Annotated in this window: 21 protein-coding genes and 2 tRNA genes; 11 read left to right on the forward strand and 12 right to left on the reverse strand. The window is 73.0% G+C overall.

All coding sequences use genetic code 11. The annotated features are described in order from the left end of the window. Together AB0G52_RS02830 and AB0G52_RS02835 are read left to right on the forward strand one after the other, a co-directional pair. Window positions 1-224, forward strand: a 224-nt coding sequence (locus tag AB0G52_RS02830) for a hypothetical protein (protein WP_361333087.1), incomplete at its 5' end; no start/stop codon positions are given. A gap of 24 nt (window positions 225-248) precedes the next feature. Continuing rightward, window positions 249-1,400: a hypothetical protein gene (locus AB0G52_RS02835; RefSeq protein ID WP_361333090.1), complete on the forward strand. Its 1,152-nt coding sequence runs from the start codon at window positions 249-251 to the stop codon at window positions 1,398-1,400. Window positions 1,401-1,521: 121 nt separating this feature from the next. Here AB0G52_RS02835 and AB0G52_RS02840 read toward each other — a convergent pair whose 3' ends face one another. Then, on the reverse strand, window positions 1,522-1,725 hold the full coding sequence (locus tag AB0G52_RS02840; protein ID WP_132888236.1) for a hypothetical protein: 204 nt from the start codon (window positions 1,723-1,725) through the stop codon (window positions 1,522-1,524). Between the two features lie 194 nt (window positions 1,726-1,919). Here AB0G52_RS02840 and AB0G52_RS02845 point away from each other — a divergent pair, with 194 nt between their 5' ends. The 4 genes from AB0G52_RS02845 (at window position 1,920) to AB0G52_RS02860 (ending at window position 6,538) form a co-directional block, all read left to right on the forward strand. Then, a complete protein-coding gene (locus AB0G52_RS02845; protein WP_361333093.1) occupies window positions 1,920-2,465 on the forward strand; it encodes a MarR family transcriptional regulator in 546 nt (181 codons plus the stop codon). 20 nt (window positions 2,466-2,485) lie between these two features. Then, window positions 2,486-5,038 (forward strand): MFS transporter, encoded by a 2,553-nt coding sequence (locus AB0G52_RS02850; RefSeq protein ID WP_361333096.1) that lies wholly within the window; start codon window positions 2,486-2,488, stop codon window positions 5,036-5,038. 130 nt (window positions 5,039-5,168) lie between these two features. Further along, entirely contained in the window at window positions 5,169-5,990 is an 822-nt protein-coding gene (locus AB0G52_RS02855) for a YceI family protein (RefSeq protein WP_132888238.1), read from the forward strand. A 74-nt stretch (window positions 5,991-6,064) separates the two neighbouring features. After that, entirely contained in the window at window positions 6,065-6,538 is a 474-nt protein-coding gene (locus AB0G52_RS02860; protein ID WP_132888239.1) for a PPOX class F420-dependent oxidoreductase, read from the forward strand. 35 nt (window positions 6,539-6,573) lie between these two features. Here AB0G52_RS02860 and AB0G52_RS02865 read toward each other — a convergent pair whose 3' ends face one another. The 7 genes from AB0G52_RS02865 to AB0G52_RS02895 form a co-directional block, all read right to left on the reverse strand. Further along, window positions 6,574-7,308 (reverse strand): TetR/AcrR family transcriptional regulator C-terminal domain-containing protein, encoded by a 735-nt coding sequence (locus AB0G52_RS02865; RefSeq protein ID WP_361333679.1) that lies wholly within the window; start codon window positions 7,306-7,308, stop codon window positions 6,574-6,576. A 132-nt stretch (window positions 7,309-7,440) separates the two neighbouring features. Beyond that, window positions 7,441-9,690, reverse strand: a complete 2,250-nt coding sequence (locus AB0G52_RS02870; RefSeq protein ID WP_361333100.1) for a glycosyltransferase family 39 protein — start codon at window positions 9,688-9,690, stop codon at window positions 7,441-7,443. Further along, the gene (locus AB0G52_RS02875; RefSeq protein WP_361333103.1) at window positions 9,687-11,213 is read right to left on the reverse strand and encodes a bifunctional glycosyltransferase family 2/GtrA family protein; all 1,527 of its coding nucleotides are present in this window, start codon (window positions 11,211-11,213) and stop codon (window positions 9,687-9,689) included. The genes AB0G52_RS02870 and AB0G52_RS02875 overlap by 4 nt, the downstream gene beginning before the upstream one ends. 14 nt (window positions 11,214-11,227) lie before the next feature. Then, complete coding sequence (locus AB0G52_RS02880; RefSeq protein ID WP_132888242.1) at window positions 11,228-12,850, reverse strand: HAMP domain-containing sensor histidine kinase; 1,623 nt, start codon at window positions 12,848-12,850, stop codon at window positions 11,228-11,230. Then, window positions 12,847-13,587 carry a response regulator transcription factor gene (locus tag AB0G52_RS02885; RefSeq protein ID WP_046727718.1) on the reverse strand — a complete coding sequence of 247 codons (741 nt, stop codon included), beginning with the start codon at window positions 13,585-13,587 and terminating at the stop codon, window positions 12,847-12,849. The genes AB0G52_RS02880 and AB0G52_RS02885 overlap by 4 nt, the downstream gene beginning before the upstream one ends. A gap of 249 nt (window positions 13,588-13,836) precedes the next feature. Further along, window positions 13,837-14,709, reverse strand: a complete 873-nt coding sequence (locus AB0G52_RS02890; RefSeq protein WP_361333107.1) for a DUF2797 domain-containing protein — start codon at window positions 14,707-14,709, stop codon at window positions 13,837-13,839. Between the two features lie 60 nt (window positions 14,710-14,769). Next, window positions 14,770-15,186 carry an HGxxPAAW family protein gene (locus AB0G52_RS02895; RefSeq protein WP_361333110.1) on the reverse strand — a complete coding sequence of 139 codons (417 nt, stop codon included), beginning with the start codon at window positions 15,184-15,186 and terminating at the stop codon, window positions 14,770-14,772. Window positions 15,187-15,305: 119 nt separating this feature from the next. Between AB0G52_RS02895 and AB0G52_RS02900 the strand changes: the two genes are divergently transcribed. From AB0G52_RS02900 to AB0G52_RS02910, 3 genes are read left to right on the forward strand one after another with little or no spacing between them, the layout of a single operon-like run. Continuing rightward, a complete protein-coding gene (locus tag AB0G52_RS02900) occupies window positions 15,306-15,797 on the forward strand; it encodes a helix-turn-helix domain-containing protein (protein WP_132888245.1) in 492 nt (163 codons plus the stop codon). A gap of 43 nt (window positions 15,798-15,840) precedes the next feature. Further along, the gene (locus AB0G52_RS02905; protein WP_361333113.1) at window positions 15,841-16,074 is read left to right on the forward strand and encodes a hypothetical protein; all 234 of its coding nucleotides are present in this window, start codon (window positions 15,841-15,843) and stop codon (window positions 16,072-16,074) included. 44 nt (window positions 16,075-16,118) lie between these two features. Next, the gene (locus AB0G52_RS02910; protein WP_361333116.1) at window positions 16,119-16,343 is read left to right on the forward strand and encodes a hypothetical protein; all 225 of its coding nucleotides are present in this window, start codon (window positions 16,119-16,121) and stop codon (window positions 16,341-16,343) included. Between the two features lie 68 nt (window positions 16,344-16,411). On the opposite strand, the gene AB0G52_RS02915 is transcribed toward AB0G52_RS02910, so the two are convergent. From AB0G52_RS02915 to AB0G52_RS02930, 4 genes are all read right to left on the reverse strand, one after another. Then, window positions 16,412-17,587, reverse strand: a complete 1,176-nt coding sequence (locus tag AB0G52_RS02915; RefSeq protein ID WP_361333119.1) for a zinc-dependent alcohol dehydrogenase — start codon at window positions 17,585-17,587, stop codon at window positions 16,412-16,414. Further along, a complete protein-coding gene (locus tag AB0G52_RS02920; protein WP_361333122.1) occupies window positions 17,584-18,522 on the reverse strand; it encodes an SRPBCC family protein in 939 nt (312 codons plus the stop codon). Before AB0G52_RS02920 ends, AB0G52_RS02915 begins: the two co-directional genes overlap by 4 nt. A 239-nt stretch (window positions 18,523-18,761) precedes the next feature. Further along, window positions 18,762-18,834 (reverse strand) — tRNA-Arg (locus tag AB0G52_RS02925). A gap of 201 nt (window positions 18,835-19,035) precedes the next feature. Next, window positions 19,036-19,129 (reverse strand) — tRNA-Ser (locus tag AB0G52_RS02930). A gap of 192 nt (window positions 19,130-19,321) precedes the next feature. On the opposite strand from AB0G52_RS02930, the gene AB0G52_RS02935 reads away from it, so the two are divergent. After that, window positions 19,322-19,744, forward strand: coding sequence for an SSI family serine proteinase inhibitor (locus tag AB0G52_RS02935; protein ID WP_361333125.1), 423 nt, complete (start codon window positions 19,322-19,324; stop codon window positions 19,742-19,744). A gap of 224 nt (window positions 19,745-19,968) precedes the next feature. Further along, window positions 19,969-24,483 (forward strand): PAS domain-containing protein, encoded by a 4,515-nt coding sequence (locus tag AB0G52_RS02940; protein ID WP_361333128.1) that lies wholly within the window; start codon window positions 19,969-19,971, stop codon window positions 24,481-24,483. Window positions 24,484-24,655 lie beyond the last annotated feature (172 nt).

Raw genomic sequence — 24,655 nt, forward strand, 5'->3', positions numbered from 1 at the left:
GTTTCCCGACCGAAGGCCGGGGGTTCCCGACCGAAGGCCGGGGGTTCCCGACCGAAGGCCGGGGGTTCCCGACCGAAGGCCGGGGGTTCCCGACCGAAGGCCGGGGGTTCCCGACCGAGGAGCGGGAGTTCCCGACCGAGGAGCGGGAGTTCCCGACCGAGGAGCGGGAGTTCCCGACCGAGGAGCGAGGGCAACCGATCGAGGGCCGGAGGCTTCCCAACTGACGGAGCGTCAGCCACACTGGCCCGATGCCTACCCGCTGGACCCGCACCGGCCACCGGCCCGCCGACCCGAAAGCGTCGGCGGCCGCCGCGGGCCTCTCCTGCGGCACACCGCACGGCCGGAGCACACCCGGCCGGCGGGACCCGGCGGCGGGATCACCGACGGCCCCCGAGACGGCGCCCGCCACCACCCCCCAGCACCCCCGCCGCAACCCACCCGGCCGGTCGGGCACCGCGGCGGGATCACCGACGGCCGTCGACCCGGCGTCCGCCGCCCCGCCCGGACGGCGAGGACGGAAGGTGCCCGGGCGGTGGGGCACGGTGGTGGGGTTGTCGGCGGCCGGTCTCTGTCTGGTCCCCGGCCTCGCCGCGTGCGGGAGCGGCGGCGGTGGCTACACCGCGGTGGGACCGGCGGGCGGACCGACGGGGACGGCGGCACGACCGACGGGGTCGGTGACGTTGGTCCCGCTGGACGGGCCCAACGGGACGGCGGACCGGTCGACAGGATCCGCGAGCGGCCCGGGCGGATCCCCCACGCCGGTGGGCGGAGCGGCCACAGGGGCGGGCCCGTCGAGCGCGGCGGGCGGCCAGGACGGGACCGACGGGTCGGGCGACCCGGCGGGCGGGCCGGGCGGAGTGGGCGACTCGGCGGACGGGCCGGGCGGAGTGGGCGACCCGGCGGACGGGCCGGGCGGAGTGGGCGACCCGGCGGGCGGGCCGGGCGGAGTGGGCGACTCGGCGGACGGGCCGGCGGGTTCGGTTCCGGCGCCTTCCGCCTCCCCCTCCGGTGCCGCCAGTACGCGCCCCCGGCCTTCCGGCTCCGCGAGTACGCGTCCCCGGCCCTCCGGCCCAGCGGCGTCCGGCACCCCCGCGCCCGCCGCTCTCACCTGGAGCGCCCCCACCCGCGAGGCCACGGACCGGCGCTGGTGCGAGAAGGTGACGGTCACCTTCCGCAACTCCGGCGGCACGGCCGTGCGTTCCGGGACGATCACCCTCGGCACGCACATCATCGACCTGCTCGGCACCGACTGGGCGACCATCGGTTCCACCCGGCCCCTCCCGGTCCCGATCGCCCCGCGCGCCCGTACCGACAGGACCTGGACGGTCTGCGTCGACGCCTGGCGGGTGCCGCTCGGCATGCACGTCGAGACCCGGGTCGTAGGGGTCGACTGGAGCTGAGGGGAGCCCTGCGCGGTCCGGGCCTCGGCGCGGCCCGGCCTCCAGCGGGTACGACGAAAGCCCGGGGCGGGGAACCCCGGGTTCTTCGTCGCGCCGCCGCCGTGCCGTCGAGGCGAGCGACTTACATGAGCGCGAGCCAGGCGACCGCCGCCACCACGACCACCGCGGCGACGACGCCGAGGATCAGGCCGATGCGGGGACCGGAGGAGGAGTACGTGGTCGCCGTCTGCTGGGAGGTCTGCGGGGCCTCGTCGACGAACGCGCGGAACATCTGGGTGCTGCCGGCGGGGTCGTAGTTGCCCTGGGGGCCCTGGGTGTTAGCCATGGCCCGAGACACTAGCGAATCCGGGGTTGTGGCCCAAGTGGGGGGCCACCCGCAGCCGCATCCGTCCCCACCTGCACGTTTACGTTCGCAATACTTGCCTTTGCCAAGTTTTTATCCCTACCTCGGCCAACTTATTTGCCTGTGGCAACCAAGCAGTTCTATGGTTGCCCCAAGCAACGAATACGGGAGGTGTGATGGCGGAGCAGGCGCAGTTCGAGGAGCTGGCGCGTCAGCTCAGCGCCGTCGGAGCCGTGAAACGGGACCTCGCGCGGATCCTGCCGCACGAGTGCCCGGCAGGATCCGCGGCGGTGCTGACGCTGCTCGGCCGCCACGGCTCCATGCGCATGAGCAAGCTCGCCGAGCTGCTCGCCGTGGACATGTCCGTGACCAGCCGGCACGTGGCGCACGTGGCCGAGCGCGGCTGGATCGAGCGCTCCGCCGACCCGGCGGACAAGCGTTCCCGGATCCTCCACCTCACCCCCGCGGGCGAGGCGACCCTCCAGGACCTGTCCCGGCGCAGCACCGAACTGCTCACCGAGCGGCTGAGCGACTGGAGCGACGAGGAGGTCGAGCAGCTGATCCGGCTGATGACCCGGCTCCGCGCCAGCTTCGGCGACTGCCGGGCCACCGGCCCGCACCCCCGGCCCGCCGCCGGGTCCACGCTCGCCAAGGCCGCCCGCGCCCCCACCCCCGTACTCGAAGCTCCCGTTCTCGAACCGACCACCCGTACACCCGCATAAGACGTAAGAAAAGGAAGCCCATGGCAACGACCACACCAGCCGGTGTGCGGGCTCACGCCAAGCACGGGGGAGGCAGCTCCGCCGAGCAGGCGCCGATGTCCCACCGGCAGATCATGGAGGCCATCTCCGGCCTGCTGCTCGGCATGTTCGTGGCGATCCTGTCGTCCACGATCGTCACCAACGCCCTGCCGCACATCATCACCGACCTCGGCGGCGGCCAGTCCGCCTACACCTGGGTCGTCACCGCCTCGCTGCTGGCGATGACCGCCACCACCCCGCTCTGGGGCAAGCTCGCCGACCTGTACAGCAAGAAGGCGCTCGTCCAGATAGCCCTGGTCATCTACGTCCTGGGGTCCGCGGCGGCCGGTCTGTCGCAGAACGCCGGCATGCTCATCGCCTGCCGTGTCATCCAGGGCGTCGGCGTCGGCGGTCTGTCGGCGCTCGCCCAGATCGTCATGGCCGCGATGATCTCGCCGCGTGAGCGCGGCCGCTACTCCGGCTACCTCGGCGCGACCTTCGCCGTCGCCACCGTCGGCGGCCCGCTGCTCGGCGGTGTCATCACCGACACCTCGTGGCTGGGCTGGCGCTGGTGCTTCTACGTCGGTGTGCCCTTCGCCGTCATCGCGCTGATCGTGCTCCAGAAGACCCTGCACCTGCCGGTCGTGAAGCGGGACGTCAAGGTCGACTGGGCCGGCGCGTTCTTCGTCGCCGCCGCCGTCTCCCTGCTGCTCGTCTGGGTCACCTTCGCCGGTGACAAGTACGACTGGATCTCCTGGCAGACCTACACGATGATCGGCGGTTCGATCGTCCTCGCGCTGATCTTCGTGCTCGTCGAGTCGAAGGCCAAGGAACCGATCATCCCGCTGCGGCTGTTCAAGAACCGCACCATCACCCTGGCCTCGCTGGCCTCCCTGTTCGTCGGTGTCGCCATGTTCACCGGCACGGTGTTCTTCAGCCAGTACTTCCAGCTGGCCCGCGACAAGTCCCCGACGATGTCCGGTGTGATGACGATCCCGATGATCGGCGGTCTGTTCGTCTCCTCCACCGTCTCCGGGCAGTTCATCACCCGCACCGGCCGCTGGAAGGCCTGGCTGGTCAGCGGTGGCGTCCTGGTGACGGCGGGCCTCGGCCTGCTCGGGACCATCCGCTACGACACGGCGTACTGGAAGATGTCGATCTTCATGGCGCTGCTGGGTCTCGGCATCGGCATGATGATGCAGAACCTCGTGCTCTGCACCCAGAACCAGGTCGCCCCGTCCGACCTCGGCTCGGCCAGCTCCACGGTCACCTTCTTCCGCTCCCTGGGCGGTGCGGTCGGCGTCTCCGCGCTCGGCGCGGTGATGGCCCGCCGGATCACGCACTACGTGACCGAGGGCGCCGCCGCACTCCCCCACAAGTACCAGGCGGCCCTGGCCGGTTCCAGCTCGTCCAGCGACAGCCTGCCGGACCTGGGCAAGCTGCCGGCCCCGCTGCGCACCCTCATGGAGAGCGCCTACGGCCACGGCATCGCCGACGTCTTCCTGATCGCCGGCTGCCTCGCCGCCGTCGCGTTCCTGATCAGCCTGTTCATCAAGGAGGTTCCGCTGAAGACCAAGGGTGGGCTCGCCCAGGCCGCCGAGCAGGAGCAGTCGGCCGAGGCGCCCGTGGCGGCGGCCACCGCCGAGGCGCCCGTCGCGGCTCCCGTCGCCGACCAGCAGGTCCCCAGCTGGGCCGTCCCCGTCGTGAACGGCGGCGCGGAGACCGCCGCCGAGGCCACCCGGCAGTCGACCGCCGTGGCCACCCTCGACATCCCCGAGCAGACGGCGGGCTCCGGCGGTACCCCGGTGCACGGCTTCGTGCGCGGCGCCGAGAGCGCCCCGGTCCCGCAGGCCGCGGTCACCCTGATCTCGCTCGCCGGCCGCCAGCTCGGCCGCTCCGTCGCCGGTTACGACGGCTCCTACCGGCTGGACGCCCCCGGCACCGGCTCGTACGTGCTGATCGCCTCCGCCGACGGCTACCAGCCGCAGGCCTCCACCGTCGTGGTGGGCGAGGACGCGCTGTCGTACGACATCCTGCTCAGCGGCACCAGCGGGCTGAGCGGTGTGGTGCGGGGCGCGGGCAGCGCGCTGCCGGTCAAGGACGCCATGGTCATCGTCACCGACGTCCGCGGCGACCTGCTGGCCACCGCCGCCACCGGGGAGCAGGGCGAGTTCCGCTTCGGCGAGCTGGTCCCGGGGGTCGTCACGGTCGCGGTGAACGCGGCCGGGTACCGCCCGCGTGCCCTCCCCGTCGAGATCGGCACCACCGGGGTCACCCGGATCGAGGTCGACCTGGACGCCGGCGCCCAGCTCCAGGGTGTCGTACGGGCCCCGCACGGGCCGCTCGCCGACGCCCGCGTGACCCTCGTGGACGCGGCCGGCAACGTGGTCGGCACCGCCACCACCGGCGTGGACGGCGCGTACGCCTTCGCCGACCTGGACGGCGGTGACTACACCGTGATCGCGACGGGCTACCCGCCGGTCGCCACGGCCCTGCACGTCACCGGCGCCGGTGTCGACGGCCACGACATCGAGCTCTCCCACCCGGGCGAGTAGTCCGCACTCCGGCCCGCGGCGGGCGCGCCCACAAGGAGGCGCCTGCCGCGGGCCGGTTCCATAAGACCAATTTGTAATCGTCTGACCGTCTGACCACATGACGGTTCGAGTGTTCGCAGGGAGAGACGGGATGGGACTGACCGCGAGGATCCGTACCCGGGACGGATGGGCCGTGTCGCACGCGGTCGTCACGGTGACCGACATGACCGGCAGCCAGGTGCTGCGCGCGGAGGCCGACGACGAGGGCACGGTCCGTGACCCGAACCCGCTGGCGCCCGGGGCGTACACCGTCATCGTCACGGCCGTGGGCTACGCGCCCGCCGCCGCCAGCGCCATCGTCACCGCGAGCGGCCGCGCCGAGATCGGCACGGTCACGCTGGCCCGGCAGGGCGGCACCGAGCTGCCGCCGCCCGGCCCGTGGACCGTGGACCCGGCGCACTCCACGGTCGGCGCGGTCGCCCAGCACCTGGGCATCTCCAGCGTGCGGGGCCGTTTCACGGACTTCTCCGCCGCCATCGAGATCGCTCCGGACGACGTCACCAAGTCCCGTGTCCAGGCGGTCATCCGGGCCGCCTCCATCGACACCGGCAACGGCATGCGCGACACCCACCTGCGCTCCGCCGACTTCCTGGACGTCGAGCGCCACCCGGAGATCACCTACGTCTCGACGGGCGTGACGGCGGCGGGCTCGGACCGCTGGACGGTGCACGGCGAGCTGTCCCTGCGCGGTGTGGTGCGTCCCGTCGACCTCGACCTCGCCTACCTCGGCACCGGCGCCGACCCCTGGGGCGGCACCCGGGCCGCGTTCCGCGCGACGACCGAACTGCACCGCGAGGACTTCGCCATGAACTACAACCAGGTCGTCCAGGCGGGCATCGCCGCGATCGGCACGACCCTGAAGGTGGAGCTGGAGGTCCAGGCGGTGCAGGGCGAGTCGCTGCCGCAGGCGTGAGGGCGGTCCAGGAGGCCCCAGGGTGGGCCCAGCAGGGACAGGCTGAGCGGGCGCCCCGGGCCTAGGCTGGCCGCATGGCACCGAACATCGCGACGAACACGTCCGTCTCCCTCGACGAACTCCTGGACTTCGTACGACCCCGCCACCGCGCGATCCTGCTCACCCGGCGCGCCGACGGGAGCCCGCAGGGGTCCCCGCTGACCTGCGGGGTCGACGACTCCGGGCGGATCGTCGCCTCCACCTACCCCGAACGGGCGAAGACGCGGAACGCCAAGCGGGACGAGCGGGTGAGCGTGATCGTCCTGAGCGACGAGTGGGACGGGCCGTGGGTCCAGGTGGACGGGCGGGCCGAGGTCCTCGACTCTCCCGAGTCGGTGGAGCCGCTGGTGGAGTACTTCCGGAACATCTCCGGGGAGCACCCGGACTGGGACGAGTACCGGGCGGCGATGGTGCGACAGGGGAAGTCGATCATCCGGGTGACGCCGGAGCGGTGGGGGCCGGTGGCCACCGGAGGGTTCCCGGCACGGCTGGTTTCACCGGACGCCTGACGGAGTCCTACGAGGCGGGACTTTCGCAGCACGCCCTAGGCGTTCTTGGCGACCATGGCCTCGATTCCCGCGACCAGGAGGTCCAGGGCGAAGGCGAAGTCCCTGTCCCGCATCTCGGCGACGGTGTCGCCGCCCCTTGCCGCCAAGAGGTCCCTCGACTCCTCGATGATCCTCGCCGTGTCCGGGACCTCCGTCACGGCGTGCATCGTGGAGTCGACGTACTCGTCGGCCGTCATGCCGGCCGCCGCCACCCGCGCGGCGAAGTGGCTCTCGATCGTGCCGTAGCCGTAGACGAACTGGAAGACGGCCGAGATCGCCCCCGTCACGCCGTGCGCGGGCAGGCCCGCGCGGCGGACCACCCGCTGGACCACGCGGGAGAACGCGAGCGAGTGGGGGCCGATGTTGAGGTAGCGGCCTGCCAGCGGGGAGAGCCAGGGGTGGCGGACCAGCAGCGCGCGGTACTCCGAGGCCAGGGCGCGCAGTTGCGCGCGCCAGTCGCCGCCCGCGGCATCGGGCAGGGGCAGCTCGCCGAAGGCCGCGTCGAGGGCAAGTTCGAGCAGGTCGTCCTTGGTGTCGACGTACCAGTACACCGACATCGCGGTCACGTTGAGCTCGGCCGCCAGCCGCCGCATGGAGAACTTGTCGAGGCCGTCGGCGTCGAGGAGCCGGACGGTGGCGGAGGTGATGCGCTCCCGGTCGAGCCCGGAGGGCTGCCCGCTCCGCGCCCCCTTGCGGGCCTTCCCCTCCAGCCACACACTGGCCCGCGCCATCGCGCCCTCTTCCGCCAAGACGATCACTTCCCCAGATGCTAGAGCTGTGGCGCACCCGCGAACCGACACCTACCCCCGAAGGGCGGTGGCCGAAGCCACCGCCCTCGTGTCGTCCCGTCGATCAGGCGGCCGTCAGCTCCCGCTCGCCTTCTGCGTGAGGTCGTAGAAGGTCGACGAACCCACCGTCACCTTCTTGAAGTTCTTCTCGACCCACGAGGTGATCTGCGCGGAGGTGCCGGTGCTGCTGCCGCCCATGCCGCCGCCCGTGCCGGACGAGATGAAGTAGTGGATCCTTCCGTCCGCCACGTACTTCTTGAACTGGGCCAGCGTCGGGGACGGGTCGGTCCCGTTGAAGCCGCCGATCGCCATCACCGCGTCCCCTGTGGAGAGCTGGTAGCTCGCCGCGTTCTGGGCGCCGACGGCCGCCGCCACCCAGGTGTACTGGGACGCGTCCTGCTCCAGCAGCTTCTTGGCCCGGGAGCTGACGGTCGCGCCGTTCAGCAGGCCGCCGGCGCCACCGCCGCCGCCCATGCCGCCGCCGTCGCCCATCCGACCGCCGCCGGGGAAGCCGTTCCCGTTCTGCGTGGTGCCGTTGCCCTGCTGGTTCTGGGTGCCGCCGAGGCCTCCGGTGCCGCCGGTGCCGTTCTGGCCGGGCATGCCGCCGGTGCCGTTGCCGGTGCCGCCGGTGCTGTTGCCGGTGCCGCCGGGGAAGCCCTGCTGGCCCTGCTGGCCCTGCTGGTTCTGGCCGAAGCCGCCACCGCCGCCCATGCCGCCGCCGCGCATCCCGCCGCCACCGGGGCCGCCGCCCATCGTGCTCGCGCCCGCCGGACCCGCCGTCACGATGGAGCCGGTGTGGCCCGTCTGGAGGGTGCTCAGGGTGTAGGCGGTCGGGCCAGCCAGCGCGGCCACCAGCCCCACCGCCGCCGCCCCGAGGGCCAGCCGGCGACTGATCCGGCCCGCGAAGACCAGGCCGAGCGCGGCGGCCAGACCGCCGATCAGGACCAGGTGCTTGAGCCAGGGAAGGTAGTCCGAGGTGCGGTTGAGCAGGACGTACCCCCAGACCGCCGCCGCGACCACGGAGCCGGCGAGGGTGATCGACGCCCACAGCTCGGCGCGCTGCTTCCACAGCTGGTCGGCGCCCATGCCGAGCACGGCGGCCAGGTAGGGGGCCAGGGCGACCGTGTAGTACTGGTGGAAGATGCCCGCCATGTAGCTGAAGACGACCATGGTCATCAGCAGCGAGCCGCCCCAGACCAGGAACGCGGCGCGGGTGGCCGAGGTCCGCCTCAGCCTGCGGGTGGCCACCAGCCCGGCTGCCAGGAGGATCAGGGCGCTGGGCAGCAGCCAGGAGATCTGGCCGCCGATCTCGGAGTTGAACATCCGGTCCCAGCCGGTCGCGCCCCACTGGCCGGTGCTGCCGTTGCCGCCGCCGACGCTGCCGGTCTCGTCGCCGCTGAGGCGGCCGAAGCCGTTGTAGCCGAAGGTCAGCGACAGGAAGCTGTTGTCCTGCGAGCCGCCGATGTAGGGGCGGGAGGAGGCCGGCCACAGCTCGACGATCGTGACCCACCAGCCGCCGGAGACGACGAGCGCGCCGGTGGCGACCGCCAGCTGGCCGAGCCGCTTCCTCACCGGCACCGGTGCGCAGACCGCGTACACGACCGCCAGCGGCGGCAGGATCAGGAACGCCTGGAGGGTCTTGACGAGGAACGCGAACCCGACCGCGGCCCCGGCCCACACCAGCCACTTCGTCCGGCCGTCCTCGACCGCGCGGACCACCGTGTAGCAGGCGACCGCCATCAGCAGCGCCAGCATCGCGTCCGGGTTGTCGAACCGGAACATCAGCGCCGCGACCGGAGTGAGCGCGAGCACCGCGCCCGCGATCAGACCGGCGGCGGGGCTGAACCGGCGGCGCACCGCCGCGTACACGACGGCCACCGTCGCGACGCCCATGAGGACCTCGGGGACGAGGATCGCCCAGGAGTTGAGACCGAAGATCCGGACCGACAGCTCCATCGGCCACAGGGAGGCCGGGGGCTTGTCCACGGTGATGGCGTTCCCGGCGTCCAGGGAGCCGAAGAAGAACGCCTTCCAGGACGTGCTGCCCGCCTGCACGGCCGCCGAGTAGAAGGAGTTGGCGTAGCCGGAGGCGCTCAGGTTGTACAGGTAGAGCAGGAGGGTGGCGGCCAGCAGGCCGAGGAAGGCCGGGCGCACCCAGCCGGGGTCCTCGGGACGGCCGCGCCAGATTCTGCGGGCGAAGGGCTGCCGGGGCTCGCCCGACTCCGGCGCCGAGGCCTCGGGAGCGTGGTGCGGCGGCGGGGGAGACGTGGGGGGAGACGTGCGGGGCGGCCCCCACTGGGTGGGCTGGTCGGTGTGGGTGGTCATCGGGGTTCCCCCGGGTCGGTGTCGTGGGGACGCACCGGCTGCAGCTGCATGGTGCTGTCCCGCCAGGTGCCGTCCGCGGCTTCACCGGCGCGGAACCGGGTGGTCGTGGTGGCGCTCTGGGCGTAGGGGGCGCTCTGGGCGCAGGGCTGGGGCGTCGGGCGCTGCGGGAGCGGGTCCTGCGGCCCGCTCGGCTGCCGGTACGGCTGGGTTCCGCCGGCCGGGCAGGCCGGGGACGACGGGTGGTTGTGCGTGGCCACCACCGTCGACCCCGCCCCGGGTGCGCCGTCGCGGTCCGGGAAGACCCAGGCGCGGAAGAGCAGGAAGCGCAGCACGGTCGCCGCCAGGTTGGCGGCGATCAGGACCGCCAGTTCGGTGGAGTGCGAGGGGTCGCTGCTCGCCGCGTTCAGGGCGGCGAGGGAGCCGCTGGTCAGCGCGAGGCCGATACCGAAGACGACCAGGCCCTGCGCCTGGTGCCGGACCGCCCCGCCCCGGCCGCGCACCCCGAAGGTGAGGCGCCGGTTGGCCGCCGTGTTCGCGACCGCCGACACCAGCAGCGCGAGCGCGTTGGCGACCTGGGAGCCGGAGAAGGACCGGAAGGCGCTGTAGAGGACCAGGTAGAAGAGGGTCGACAGGCCGCCGACCACGCAGAACCCGACGAGCTGGCGGGCCAGGCCCTTCGGCACGTCCTGGACGTCGCGGTCGCGCGGGTCGTCGCCGAACGGCCGGGCGAGCCGGTCCAGCGGCAGCGCGCCCGTGGTCAGGGCCTTGCCGACCCGCCACACGCCCTTGAGGTCGTCGGTGGCGGTCTTCACGATGTGCACGGTGGAGTTCGGGTCGTCGACCCAGTCGACCGGCACCTCGTGGATGCGCAGCCCCGCGCGCTCGGCCAGCACCAGCATCTCGGTGTCGAAGAACCAGCCGGTGTCCTCGACGAGCGGCAGCAGCACCTGCGCGACATCGCGCCGGATCGCCTTGAAGCCGCACTGCGCGTCGGAGAAACGGGCCTGGAGGGAGCCGCGCAGGATCAGGTTGTAGGTCCGGCTGATGAACTCCCGCTTGGCGCCGCGCACCACGCGCGACGAGCGGGCCAGCCGGGAACCGATCGCCAGGTCGGAGTGGCCGGAGATGAGCGGTGCCACCAGCGGCAGCAGCGCGTTCAGGTCGGTCGACAGGTCCACGTCCATGTACGCGAGGACCGGCGCGTCCGAGGCGGACCAGACGGTCCGCAGCGCCCGGCCGCGGCCCTTCTGCTCCAGCCGGAACGACGTGACCTCGGCCAGGTCCGTCTCGAGCCGCCGCGCCACCTGCGGGGTGGTGTCCGTGGACGCGTTGTCCGCGATGGTGATGCGGAAGGCGTACGGGAAGGTGCGCTTGAGGTGATCATGCAGTCTGACGACGCAGGGACCGAGGTCCTTCTCCTCGTTGTAGACGGGGATCACTACGTCCAGGACAGGCGTACCGGCGTTTCCGGCCGGGAGGTGCTCCCGCGCCGGCAGAGTGCCGGGAGAAGAGTCGGTTCGCATGGGAACGACTCTGGTCAGGCGCCCTGTTCCACCCATGTGGTGGCACTGTGCTGCGCCTGTGAGTGCGATTGCCAGTTGGTTTCGGGGTCCGGCCGGGGAGCCGCCGGGGCGAGCGCGGGCAGGTACAGGGTGAACACCGTGCGGCCGGGAACGCTGTCGACGGTGACCGCGCCGCCGTGCGCGGACGCGACGGCCTGCACGATGGCGAGGCCCAGACCGGTGGACCCGGTGGACCGCGAACGCGCGGAGTCGCCGCGCGCGAACCGTTCGAAGACGTGCGGCAGCAGGTCCGGCGGGATGCCCTGTCCGTTGTCTTCGACGTCCACGCACGTCCAGGGGCCGCGCCGCTCGACACGGGCGGTGACGGTGGTCCCGGGCGGGGTGTGCTTGCGCGCGTTGCCGAGCAGGTTGACCAGCACCTGCTGGATGCGGGCCGCGTCCGCCGACACCAGAGCCGGCTCGTCGGGCAGGTCGAGGCGCCAGTTGTGGTCCATGCCGGCCGCGCGCGAGTCGCTGACGGTGTCGACGACCAGCGGGATGAGGTCGGTGTGCTCGAACTGGAGCGGGCGGCCGGCGTCCAGCCTGGCCAGCAACAGCAGGTCCTCCACCAGGAGGGTCATCCGGCCGGCCTCGGACTCGATACGGCCCAGCGCGTGCCGGGTGTCCGGCCCGACCTGCTCCCGTCCGCGCCGGGTCAGCTCGGCGTAGCCGCGGATGGAGGCGAGCGGGGTGCGCAGCTCGTGACTGGCGTCGGCGACGAACTGCCGTACCCGCATCTCGCTCTGCTGGCGTGCGTGCAGCGCCCCGTGGACGTGGTCGAGCATGCGGTTGAGCGCGGAGCCGACCTGGCCGACCTCGGTGTGCGGATCGCACTCCGACTCCGGAACCCGCTCACTGAGGTTCACCTCGCCGGTGTGCAGGGGGAGTTCGGAGACCCGGGTGGCGGTGGCGGCGACCTTGCGCAGGGGGCGGGTGGCCACACCGACGATGACGGTACCGGCGAGGGTGGCGGCGATCAGGCCGGACACGGTGAGGCTGATCTCGACCAGGATGAGGGTGCCGATGGTGCCGTCCACGTCGGAGGTGGGGATACCGACGTAGTAGGTGCCGTTGTTGCCGGTGACGTACTGCACCTGGTAGCTGCCGAGACCGGGAATGTCGACGGTGTGCGGCGCGCCGTCCTTGGTGACGGAGCCGATCACCTTGATCTGGGCCGCGGTGAGGGCCGCGGGCTCCATCTGCGTGAAACCGGCGGAGTTGTTCTGCTTGGTGCCGACCTGGCCGCTGGTGATCGACCCGTTCTCGACCTTGGCCGCGAGGGTCTTCGGCGGGTTCGGCCCCAGGCTGACGAACTTGCCCAGATCGGTCGTCCGGGGCACGAGCCCCTTGTCCTCCGGGTTGTGGTCCTTGCCGTCGGGACCTCCAATGGGCCCGCCGGAGGCACGCCCGGCGACGTCGCGCAGGTTGTCGTTCAGCTGCCCGTACAGGTGGTCGCGCAGCACGAGGGTCGTGACCGTCCCGATCACCGCGCAGACCACGGCGATCAGCGTCACGGACACGACGACGAGCCGGGTCCGCAGCGTGCGCGGCTTTCCCGCTCGTCGCTTCTGTGCCCGCGGCCGTCGTCGCCCGCTCATGACGCGGCGGGCTTGATCAGGTAACCGGCGCCGCGCCGGGTGTGGATCATCGGCTCGCGGCCCGCGTCTATCTTCCGCCGCAGGTACGAGATGTACAGCTCGACGACGTTGGCCTGGCCTCCGAAGTCGTAGGACCACACCCGGTCCAGGATCTGCGCCTTGCTGAGCACCCGCCGTGGGTTGCGCATGAGGAAGCGCAGCAGTTCGAACTCGGTGGCGGTGAGGTGGATGCCCTCCCCGGCCCGCGAGACCTCGTGGCTGTCCTCGTCCAGGGTGAGGTCACCGACGACGAGCACGGAGTCGGAGCGCCGGTCGGCGGCACCGGAGCGGCGGATCAGCCCGCGCAGCCGGGCCACGACCTCTTCGAGGCTGAAGGGCTTGGTGACGTAGTCGTCGCCGCCCGCGGTGAGCCCGGCGATCCGGTCCTCGACCGCGTCCTTGGCCGTGAGGAACAGGACGGGAACGTCGGGGAGTTCGCGCCGCAGCCGGCCCAGCACCGTGAGGCCGTCCATGTCGGGCAGCATCATGTCGAGGACGACGGCGTCGGGGCGGAACTCCCGGGCGGTCTGGATGGCGCCCTGACCATCGCCCGCACTCCTGATCTGCCAGCCCTCGTACCGCAGGGCCATGGAAAGGAGTTCGGTGATCGACAGCTCGTCGTCCACCACAAGCACGCGGACGGGGCTCCCGTCCGGCCTCAGCAGTTCGGTGCGCCCCTGGGGCGAGGTCGTGGTCATGGTGGACACCATGGCGGGGCCCTCTGAGAACACGCTTTCAGCAATCTGTGTTTTCCCTGAGAACCACACAGGCGCCTCTCAGGGAACGCCTGGGAACCCCCTCACGTGCGCACGGACTCCTCGCCACGACCGCGCACCGCTGTGCGGATCATGTGGGTCCCCCGTGCGCCGCGGGCCTGGGGTGAAGCGTGGATGAAACCCTGATGAGAGCGTACCGGGCCGGACTTCCCCGGGACTGTCACCGGGTGGTCAGAAGAGCCCCTCCTGGGGCGCCGCGAACTCCCGTACCGCCAGGGGCGGCAGGCCGTCGTCCGGCTCCGCGACGGCGGTCAGGTGCCAGCCGGGCAGCAAGCGCGTGTCGAGGACGATCACCCCGCTCCGGGTGGCGAGGTGCAGGTCCGGCCCGGCGGCCGCGACGAGTTCGCCGCTCACCCCGGCACCGGGAGCGAGCCCGACCACCTCGCCGACGGCCGCGGGGAGCCCGGCAAGCCCGAACACCCCTAGGTGGTCGACGACTTGGCAGGGCTCCCGAACCAGCGCCTCCGGCCACCCGGCCAGCGCGAGGGCGCGCGCGTGCAACAGCTCGACCTCGGCGGCCCGCTCCCCCTCGCTCGCGGGCAGCAGGGACCGTACGACGCGCTTGTCGCGGTACGGGATCCGGTCGGGCACCTTGAGCGCGGCGCGGAGCAGTTCCTCGGCCCGCCGCGCGGCCATCAGCGGCCCGGCACCCAGCCAGCTGAAGCAGACGGCGCCCTGCTCGAGCAACCGCGCCGGGCCCCGCTCGACGGCGGTGATCCCGACCTTGGTCATCCCGGGCCCGAACCAGGCGAGATACACGTGGTACGGCCGGGGGTCGTCGGCGGCCGTGTCGGCGGCCACGGAGTGCGCCCGGTCCAGCCGCGCGCACTCCTCGCACCGCGCGCCGGTGCTCCGCGCCGGCACGGCCGCCCGGATCGGACAGGGGTTCCCGCGCGCCCCCACGCATTCCCGGGCACCCCCCTCGACGGCCTTGAAGGCGACCCGTCTCCCCCGGACGAGCGGACTGCGCCGCCCACCGCTCCACACCAGCACGGGCCCGTCGTCCGACCACCGCAGTCCCGAGCATCTCCACAGCTGTGCCATCACTCGCGAGCGTAGAGGGCGGTACTGACATCAGGCGCATCGGCGGCCGGGCTCCCCCGGTCAGCCACCGGCCTCCGCGACGGCCGCCTCCGGTTCCCCCGCGAGCACGGCACTCCCGGCGCCGCCCGACCTCCCCTCCGCGCCGCCCGCGCCGTGCGTCGGCCGGAGCCCGGACGCCGTACGACGCCCTCGGCCCGCCAGCCGGCAGGAGACGCATCCGGGGTGGCCGTCGCGGGCGCCCGCGTCACGCACCCCGAGGGCCCACTGCGACCTCGGCCGCGGTCCCGGCGGCTTGCCCCAGCCGGCCAGGTGCAGATACCAGGTGACCAGGACACTCACGGCACACACCGCGAGCCCGGCGACCAGCGCGGGGACCGAGGCCGCACACACCGCCAGCCCCAGCAGACCGCTGCCGACCGTCGCGATCGCCGTTCCGGTCCACCCCGCGACCGTATGACCCTCGTCGTGCTGACTCACGTGACCGACTCCCTCTCCAGGACCGACTAGAATCCCTCACAACGTAAGGAATTTACCGCCTGAATCTCTCACAGGCTAAGGGAATTCGGGAAGTCGTCGACGAGGAACCGGGAACGACCATGCAAGGCACACCTCGACCGCCCGCCGACCCGGCCCGCGCCCTGTCCGCGATGGACCACCTCATCGCCGCCCACCTGATCGGCCAGCAGGAACTGGCCCGGCGACTCGGGCTGAGCGTCACGGACCTGACGTGCTTCGGGTTCGTCCTGGAGGCGGGCGACGACCTGCTGACGGCGGGCGACCTGGCCGCGCGCGCCCATGTGACGACCGGCGCGGTGACCGGCATCCTCAACCGCCTGGAGCGCGCGGGGTACGTCACCCGGCGCCCCGACCCCAGGGACCGCCGCAGGGTCCGCGTCGCCGCGCTCCCGGACGCCGTCAGCCGCGTGTCAGGCGTGTACGCCGGCCACTACGCACGCCTCACCGAACTGTTCGCCGACTACAGCCCCGCCGAACTGGCCACCCTCACCGACTGGTTCACGCGCGCGACCGCTCTGGCCCACGACTACCTGGAGAAGATGAACCGGACCGGCTCGGCGGACCCCTGCTGACGGCCGCTGGCCCGAAAAATCGAACACATGATTGAATCCGGGCATGCGAACGTTCCCCGACGACCTCGCCCGGGCCCAGCAGGAGTGGAGTGCCGTCTACCGGCGGCTGGCCGCGCGCCCCGACCGCACCGAGCTGCGCCGACGCCTGTACCGGCTGTCGGCCCAGGTCTTCTTCCACCCCTACTGGCAGCAGCGCCGCCCGGACCTGGGGGCCTGGCGGGAACTGCGTGACCGGGCTCTCTCATGCGGGGACACGAACGAGCGGTTCCGCCCATGACGTACTGGAATGCGGGACCGGTCGTCCCGGACGATCCTGAAGACATGCCCGGACCGATTCGCGTGATCATCCACCCGCCGTCCCCCACCGGCGGCCGGCGTGTCCGCGTGGACGGGGAGATCCTCGGCCTGGCCCACAACGCGGCCGACGTCGCGGAGTTCCTCCGCCGCGCCGGACTGGAGATCGATCCCGCGGAGGTGGCGGAGGCACCGTGGATCGACTGGCGGGGACCGGGCCCCGACCACTGGGGCCCGGAACCCGCCGACTGACCGACCCCGGCCCGCACCACGCGAAGGCGAGGGGCCCCCGTCTCCCTCAGCTCATCGGCGCCGGCCCCTCACGGCGAGAGGACGACCTTCTCGCAGTGGTCCTTCTTGTTCTTGAACAGGTCGTAGCCCGTCGGCGCCTCGGTCAGGGGCAGCCGGTGGGTGATGACCCGGGTGGGGTCGATCCTGCCCTGCTCGATCAGGCCCAGCAGCGGCTTCATGTACTTCTGCACGTGGCACTGCCCGGTGCGCAGGGTCAGGGACCTGTTCATCCAGGCACCGGCCGGGAACTTGTCGATCAGCCCGCCGTAGACGCCGATGACCGACACCACACCGCCGCTGCGGCAGGACAGGATGGCCTGGCGCAGGGCGTGCGGCCGGTCGGTCTCGGAGCGGACCGCCTGCTTGGCCCGGTCGTAGAGATGGACGTGGGAGGCCCCGTGCGTGGCCTCCAGGCCGACCGCGTCGATGCACTTGTCGGGGCCCCGGCCGCCGGTCAGTTCGAGCAGGGCGGACCGTACGTCGGTGTCCTCGAAGTTGACGGTGGCGTAGCCCTGGGCGGCGGCCATGTCGAGCCGGTAGGGCTCCTTGTCGATCGCGACGACCTTCTCCGCGCCCAGGACCCGGGCGCTGTCCATGGCGAACTGGCCGACCGGACCGGCGCCCCAGACGGCGACGACGTCACCGTCCTGGATGTCGCACATCTCGGCGCCCATGTACCCGGTCGGCAGGATGTCGGAGAGGAACAGCACCTGCTCGTCGGTGAGGTCCGACTCGATCTTGAGGGCGTTGGCGTCGGCGAGCACCACGCGGGCGTACTCGGCCTGGCCGCCGGCGAAGCCGCCGGTGAGGTGGGAGTAGCCGTAGATGCCGGCGGTGGGGTGGCCGAAGAACTTCTCCGAGACGCCCGCGTTGGGGTTGGTGTTCTCGCAGCACGAGTACAGCTCCGCGCGGCAGGACGCGCAGGCGCCGCAGGCGATGGGGAAGGGCACGACGACGCGGTCACCGACGCGCAGTTTGCCGTCGGGGATGCCGGGGCCGACCTCGACGACCTCCCCCATGAACTCGTGGCCCATGATGTCGCCCTTTTCCATGGTGGGGACGTAGCCGTCGAGCAGATGGAGGTCGGAGCCGCAGATCGCCGTCGAGGTGATCTTCACGATGGCGTCGCGGCTGTTCAGGATCGAGGGTTCGGGGACGTCCTGCACCTCGACAGAGTTGCGTCCCGTCCAGCAGTTCGCCTTCATGCCAGGGCCTCCTTCAGTTCGTCCGCGGTCAGCGGTCGGGCCGGGTGCTGAGGGAACTCGCCGCGGGCCCGCTTGCCGCCGGGCGCGCCCTCGGAGCGGACGACCTCGCCGGTCTCCGCGATCTGCTTGAAGCGGCGCAGGTCGTCGTCCAGCTGCTGGTGCGGTTCCTCGCCGAAGTAGCGCGCCGCGGCCTTGCCCAGCGCCCCGCCGGGCAGGTCGTAGCGCAGGGCCACCCGGATCTCCGTGCCCCGGCCGCCGGGAGCGGGCACGAAGCGGACCTCGCCGGAGTTGTCGACGTCGGCCCCGTCCACCGACCGCCAGGCGATCAGCCGGCCGGGGGCATCCTCCGTGGTCTCGGCGTCCCATTCGACCGTCTTGCCGAACGGCGCGCTCGCCCGCCAGTGACTGGTGCGCGCGCCGGTGACGCGCACCTCGTCCAGGTGCGCCATGAAGTCCGGCAGGCGCTCCAGGTCCTTCCAGAGGGCGTAGACCTCGTCCGGGGACCGGCTGACGGTGGTGGCCGCGGTCAGTTCCATAGGGGTGCTCCTACGGGTTCGGGTCACGGCCGCGTAGACGTCCGTGGCCGTGAGGGCGGTGACCGCGGCGGTCGCGGCGGCGGTGCGGCCGACGCCGCGACCGTTGTGGTTCTTCAGGGCCCGGGTCAGCATCGTCAGGTCCATGAGATCGCCGCCGACGCGGCCCCAGAGCCAGGCGGGACGCGGCCGCCCCAGCAGCGCGGTCGCCGCCGCCAGCTCGCGCACGCCGACGGCGGTCGTTGCCGAGCGGTGCCGGGGGGCGTCGCCGACGCCCAGGGCCCGGGCGAAGCCCGCCGGGGCGACGACCTGCGGCACGCCCAGCAGCGCACTGGCCCAGCCGAGGCCCCGGACGAGCGGATCGTGTCGTAGGCGGGAGGTGGAACGGGTGTCTGTCTTCATGAGCACTCCCCACATGCGCTGAGGCGACCGGAAGGCGGGTCACGTGAGCGAGAAGGTGAAAGACACAGATCGGACACCAGCGGAGTTTCCGCGTGGCCGACAACCAATCCTCGACATCCGGCCAGGAGAGCCACGACGGTGACGCGGCTGCGACGATTCCCGCGAAGAAGGATCAGTCGACGTACACCAGTTGACGCCAAAGGCCCCGCCGGGCGAACCGGCGGGGCCTCTGAGCTGTGTGCACTCGGCAGGATTCGAACCTGCAACCTTCTGATCCGTAGTCAGATGCTCTATCCGTTAAGCTACGAGTGCTTGTTGTTCTGTTTTCTGTCTTCGATCCTTGCCCTTCCGGGCCGCTCTCGGCGACAGGAAGAACACTACATGACTGCCGCCGCCATGTGAAATCCGTTAGGCGTACCCCTTGTGACCTGCGAAAACATGGTCAGCGGGGGTTGATGGGCCCTGGATGCACCGAAGCCCCGGTCCAGGTGGACCGGGGCTTCGGTGATCAGGTGGCGGAGGCGGAGGGATTTGAACCCTCGATGGGCTTTAAGGCCCAAACCGCATTAGCAGTGCGGCGCCATAGACCGGACTAGGCGACGCCTCCAGCACAGCCGCCCGCGTGAGCGCGAGTGGTGCGTGCAGATGATGACACAGTCGAGCGTGCTGTCACCAATCGGCTCCCACGGTACTAGGCAGCCGGGGCGCAGGGCAAAGGCCTTTGGCCGGCGGGGCGCCGCGCCGCGCCGCCGTACGACGTCGCGCGCAACGTCCGGGCGGGCCGCGCGTTGGGCAGGGCATGGCCCACCTCACCGTGCGCGGCGCCCTCGGGGCCGTCGCCGCCGTTCTCGGATCCGTCCCGGCGCTGCCCGGGCCCGCCTCCGCCGCCGTACCGGCCGACCATCTCACCGTCGCCGTGCGGCACGCCGGTGACGGGCGGGACGGGACGTACGAACTGTTCTGTCACCCCGGCGCCGGCAGTCACCCGGACGTGGCCGGCGCGTGCCAGGCGCTCGACCGGAACACCCGCTGGGGCCGGGACACCTTCGCCCCTGTCGCCCCGGGCACCGCCTGCACCATGATCTACGGCGGCCCCGCCACCGCCCACGTCACCGGCACCTGGGCGGGCCGTCCGGTCGACGCGACGTACGACCGCAGCAACGGCTGCGAGATCGGGCGCTGGAACCACCTGGTGCCGCTGCTGCCCGACCTCGGTCCGTGAACCCACGGCGCGACGCCCCGCCCCCGCGAAGGCCTCGTGGAGGTGTGACGGAGGTGAGGCGCATCGGTCACATGTTCGCCGTCACTTCGTCGTGCGACCTCCCTCTCATCCGGCGCCGTGACCGGAACCGGTGCCTTTAGACTCCCTCGCGTGACACGTCGCGGGCCGGTTGGCAAGATGGCCCGAGCGGTCGGCAAGGTGCGGTAACAGGGAGGAAGCGTCTCGTGAGCAGCAGGCCATCCCGAGGCGCTGCTCGCCTCGCAGCCATACTGGACGCGCTGCCGGACGCGTTGGTGCTGGTCAACGCCAACGGAACCGTCGTCAACGCGAACACCATCGCCCTGGAGGCCTTCGAGGCCCCGGGAACGGCACTGGTCGGGCGCGGGCTGCTCGACCTGCTCCCGGAGTTCGACTCGCGGCTCATCCCGGGCTCGATGCGGCGCCCCGACCACATGGACCCGCGCGGCCGGACCAAGCCGACCCGGATGGTGGCCCGGCGGACCGACGGCACGGAGTTCCCGGTCGAGGTCACCAGCGCCAACCTGGAGAACGGTCAGCAGGCGTACGACGGTTACGGCTACAGCGGCGACGAACTGCTGATGATCGTCGTGCGGGACCTGACCGGCACCGTCGACACCGAGGCCGAGCTGGCGCGTTCGCAGCGGCAGACCGAGATGATCCTGCGCGCCGCGAGCGAGGGTGTCGTGGGCACGGACACGGACGGGCGGATCGTCCTCGTCAACCCGGCCGCCGCCCAGATACTGGGGTACCGGGCCGGTGAGCTCGGCGGCAAGGAGCTGCACAACCTCGTGCTGCACTCGCGCGCCGACGGCTCGCCGTTCCCGTACGCGGAGTCGCCGCTCGCCGACACCCTGCGCTCCGGGCGCAAGCACCGGGTGCGCGGGCAGGTGCTGTGGGCCAAGGGCGACAAGCGGGTGCCGGTCGACCTGACGACCGCGCCGGTGCGCGACGGCGACCAGCTCGTCGGCGCCGTGATGACCTTCACCGACCGGCGGCCGTACGACGCCGTCGTCGACGAGAAGACCGCCCTGGAGAAGGCGCACGCCGAGGAGCTGGAGAAGCTCTCCGAGGAGCACGCCTCCGACCTGACCGCGCTGCGCCAGAAGCACGTCACCGAGGTGGAGGAGCTGCGCGAGCGGCACGCCGAGGAAGTGACGGCGGCCGAGGACCGGTACGCGGCCCTCGGCGAGCGCGAGAAGGACCGCTACGAGGCCCTGCACGCACGCCACGAGCAGCTGCTGACCCTGCTCGCGCAGTCGCTGCGCGGCCCGCTCGACGAGCTGCGCCGGGAACTGGCCACGCTCGCCGCCGACGACGCCGGGCAGCTGTGGCCCGAGGCCAACCAGGTGCTCCACCACCTCTCGGCCGGTTACTCACGGATCACCCAGCTCATCGACAACGTGCTCGGCTACCAGCGGCTCGACGCGGGGACCGAGGACATCACCCGTACGAAGGTCATGCTGGACGCCGTCGTCGCCGCGGGTGTGGACGGGGCGGTGGAGCTGATCGGCCCCGGCCGGGTGCAGTTCGCCGTGCACGCGCCGCCCATCGAGGCCGAGGTGGACCCGCAACGGCTGGCCGTCGCGCTCGCGCATCTCATCGCGGACGTGGCCGGCGTCGACGCGACCGGCAACTCGCCCGTCTCGGCCGGCGGGTACATGGACAACACCGTCGTCGTCGCGGCCGCCCAGCGCGGCGAGGTCGTACGGATCGAGGTGCGCGGGCCGTACACCGGGGGAGACCCGGTGCACGAGCCGATCGTGCGCGGGATCGTGCGCGCGCACGGCGGGGTGCTCCAGACTCACGAGGTGCCCGGCATGAGCGGCAGCGCCTTCGTGCTGGAGGTGCCGATCGGCGGGGGCGCCGGGGCCGTGGCCGCGCCGCCCGGGGCCGAGGTGGCCGTGCCGCCCGCCGCCGACGAGACGGGTGCCGCCGGCCGACGGCGGGCCCGGCGGTCCTCCGTCGACGCCTTCCTGGAGAGCGAAGTCCCCGGCGAGGCCGCGGAGGCCGGGGAGGGTGAGGCACCGGGCGTGCCGACCGGACGGCGGCGCAGGCGTGCCGCCGAGGCGATGGAGCAGGAGAGCGGGCCCGCCGCGCTGGAGAGCGCGGAACCGGGGTCCGGCGGGACCGGACGGCGGCGCGGGCGTCCGGCCGACGGGAACGCCGGGATGGGCGGAGTGGCCGGAGTGGCCGCTGAGGGTGCTGTGGTGACGGCGGCCGAGCAGGGGGCCGGTACGGCCGCCTCCGGTACGGGTCTCGGCGGCACCGTTCCGCCGCAGGGTGTGCCCGCGCCCGCGTCCGGGCATCGCGGGCGGCAGGATTCCGACGAACCGCACGCACTGCCGCCGGCGCTGCCCCCTGCGGGGCAGACCGCCGAGGAGCAGCCGAGCGGACGCCGACGCCGGGCGCTGGCCGCGGCCGCTGAGCGGGCCGAGCAGCAGGAGGCCCAGCAGGCGGGCCCCCGGCCGGTGTTCGCTCTGCCGCCCGCCGACGCCGACCGCAGCCCCGAGCCGACCGGGGCGGCGGGCGACGAGGGCCGGCACGACGCCGCGGCGCCCGACCAGGACGAGGACCATACCCCGCCACAGCCCCACCCCACCACCGCACCGACCGGCCGCCGCCGCAGGGCTGTGGGCCAGCCGCCGGAGGCCGGGGCCGGGACCGGGATGCCGGGTGTGCAGGAAGTACCGGGGGCGCCTGGTACGCCAGGGGTGCCTGGGGCGTCGGGCGCGCCAGGGGTGCCGGGTGCATCGGGGGTCCTGGGCGCGGCCGGAGTGCCTGGCGTGCCTGGGGTGGCAAGTGCGCCGGGGGCGCCGGGTGCACCGGGTGCACCGGGAGTGGTAAGCGCCGCCGGAGTGCCTGGGGCACCCGAGGTGCCTGGGGCGTCCGAGCCGCAGGCCGTACCGACGGTCCCCGCGCAGGCGGGGGCGCCCGGACAGCAGGTTCCCGCCGGGACGCAGCCCGTACCGCCCGCGCAGCAGGTTCCCCCCGGACAACCCGTTCCCCCCGGGCAGCCCGGACAGGGCATCCCGGTTCAGGCCGGGCCCGCCGGGCAGGTCGCCGTGCCGACCGGTCTGCCCGTCGGCCAGGCGGTGCCCGGGCAGCAGCCGGGTCAGCCGGTGCCTCCGGTGCAGGCCGGTCAGCCCGGCCAGCCGGTGCCTCCCGTGCCTCCGGTGCTGCCGGGCGCGGCCCCGGTACCGGCGCAGGCCCAGGCGCAGAGTGCCGTGCCGGTGGTCCCGGCCCAACCGGTCCCGGCGCAGGCGCAGGCCCAGCCGCAGTCGGCCGTGCCGGTGGTCCCGGGCCAGCCGGTACCGCCCCAGCCGGCCCCCGCACAGCCCGGGCAGCAGCCCCTGCCGCCCGCGCAGCCCGCCCCCGCTGCCCAGGACGCCCAGGTCCCCGCCCAGCCGCTTCCGCCGCAGGCCGCGCCCGCTTCCGTACCGCAGCAGTGGCCGGGCGCCGACGACGCGGTCGCCGCCCCGCAACCGGCGCGCGCCGCGCAGCCGTTGCCCGCCGAGGCGGCGGCGACGGCCGTGCCGGTGGACCCGGACTCCACACAGGGCCGGGCGTTCAGCGTGCGGACGCTGGGGCAGGGTGTGCCGTTCTCACGGCAGGCCGCACAGGTGCAGCAGCCGACGGCGACCCCGCCGCCGCACCAGCCCGGCGGCAACGGACGGCGCCGCAAGCTGGGTACGCGCCCGGACCCGGCCCCCGGTGCCGAGCAGGCGCGGCCCGAGCAGTCGGCGCGCCCGCATCCGCCGGCCGAACAGCCGGTGACCGCTCCGCCGGTGCCTGGCCCGCCGGTGCCTGGCCAGCCGCTGTCGCAGCCGTCGCCCGCCGGGCAGTCCCGGCTGGCGGGTGCCACCGACGGCGCCGGGCGGTCGTACGCCATAGGCGCGCCCGACGTGAACGCGGCCGAGGGCCCGGAACCGCTGGACGGCCCCGGTGGCGCGGTCGAGGTCGCGGACCCGCCGCGTCCGCAGCCCCTGGACGACGAGCTGCCCCCGGAGCCGCTGGACAACCCGCGCCGGCTGCTGGTCTGGCCGGCCCCGGACGTCACCACCCAGCAGGCGCTGAGCGACCGCGGCTACCGGCCGGTGATCGTGAACTCCCGCGACGAGGTCGACGCGCAGATCGCCGCGTTCCCGGCCGCGCTGTTCGTGGACCCGCTGACCGGGCCGATCACGCGCACCGCGCTGCAGTCGCTGCGGCAGGCGGCGGTGGCGGCCGAGGTGCCGGTGATGGTCACGGCCGGGCTGGGACAGGCGACGCGCGAGGCGGCTTACGGTGCCGATCCCGCCGTCCTGCTGAAGGCGCTCGCGCCCCGGGACAGCGAGCAGCATCCGCCGCGGGTGCTGCTGATCGAGGAGCACGCGGAGATCGCGCTCGCGCTGACGTCGACGCTGGAGCGGCGCGGCATGCAGGTGGCGCGGGCGGCGAGCGACGCGGACGCGGTGACGCTGGCGGGGCAGTTGCGGCCGAACCTGGTGGTGATGGACCTGATGCAGGTGCACCGCCGCCAGGCCGGGATCATTGACTGGCTACGTGCGAACGGGCAGCTGAACCGCACGCCGCTGGTGGTCTACACGGCGGCGGTCGACCAGGCCGACCTGCCGCGGCTGGCGTCGGGCGAGACGGTGCTGTTCCTGGCGGAGCGGTCGACGAGTGCCGAGGTGCAGAGCCGGATCGTCGATCTGCTGGCCCGGATCGGGACGAACTGAGGGCGCCGTTCGGGGAACTGCCGCCCTTCGGCCGCGGTCGGTCACGGTTGGCCGCTTCGGTCACGGTTGGCCGTGGCTGGTCATGGCTGGTCATGGCTGGTCGTGGCTGGTCATGGCTGGGGCGCCCACGCGGCGGCAGCCGGGCATCGGCTGCCGCCCGGCGCCCCTTTCA

This window comes from Streptomyces sp. NPDC021562, from assembly GCF_040640875.1.
Classification (GTDB): Bacteria; Actinomycetota; Actinomycetes; order Streptomycetales; family Streptomycetaceae; genus Streptomyces.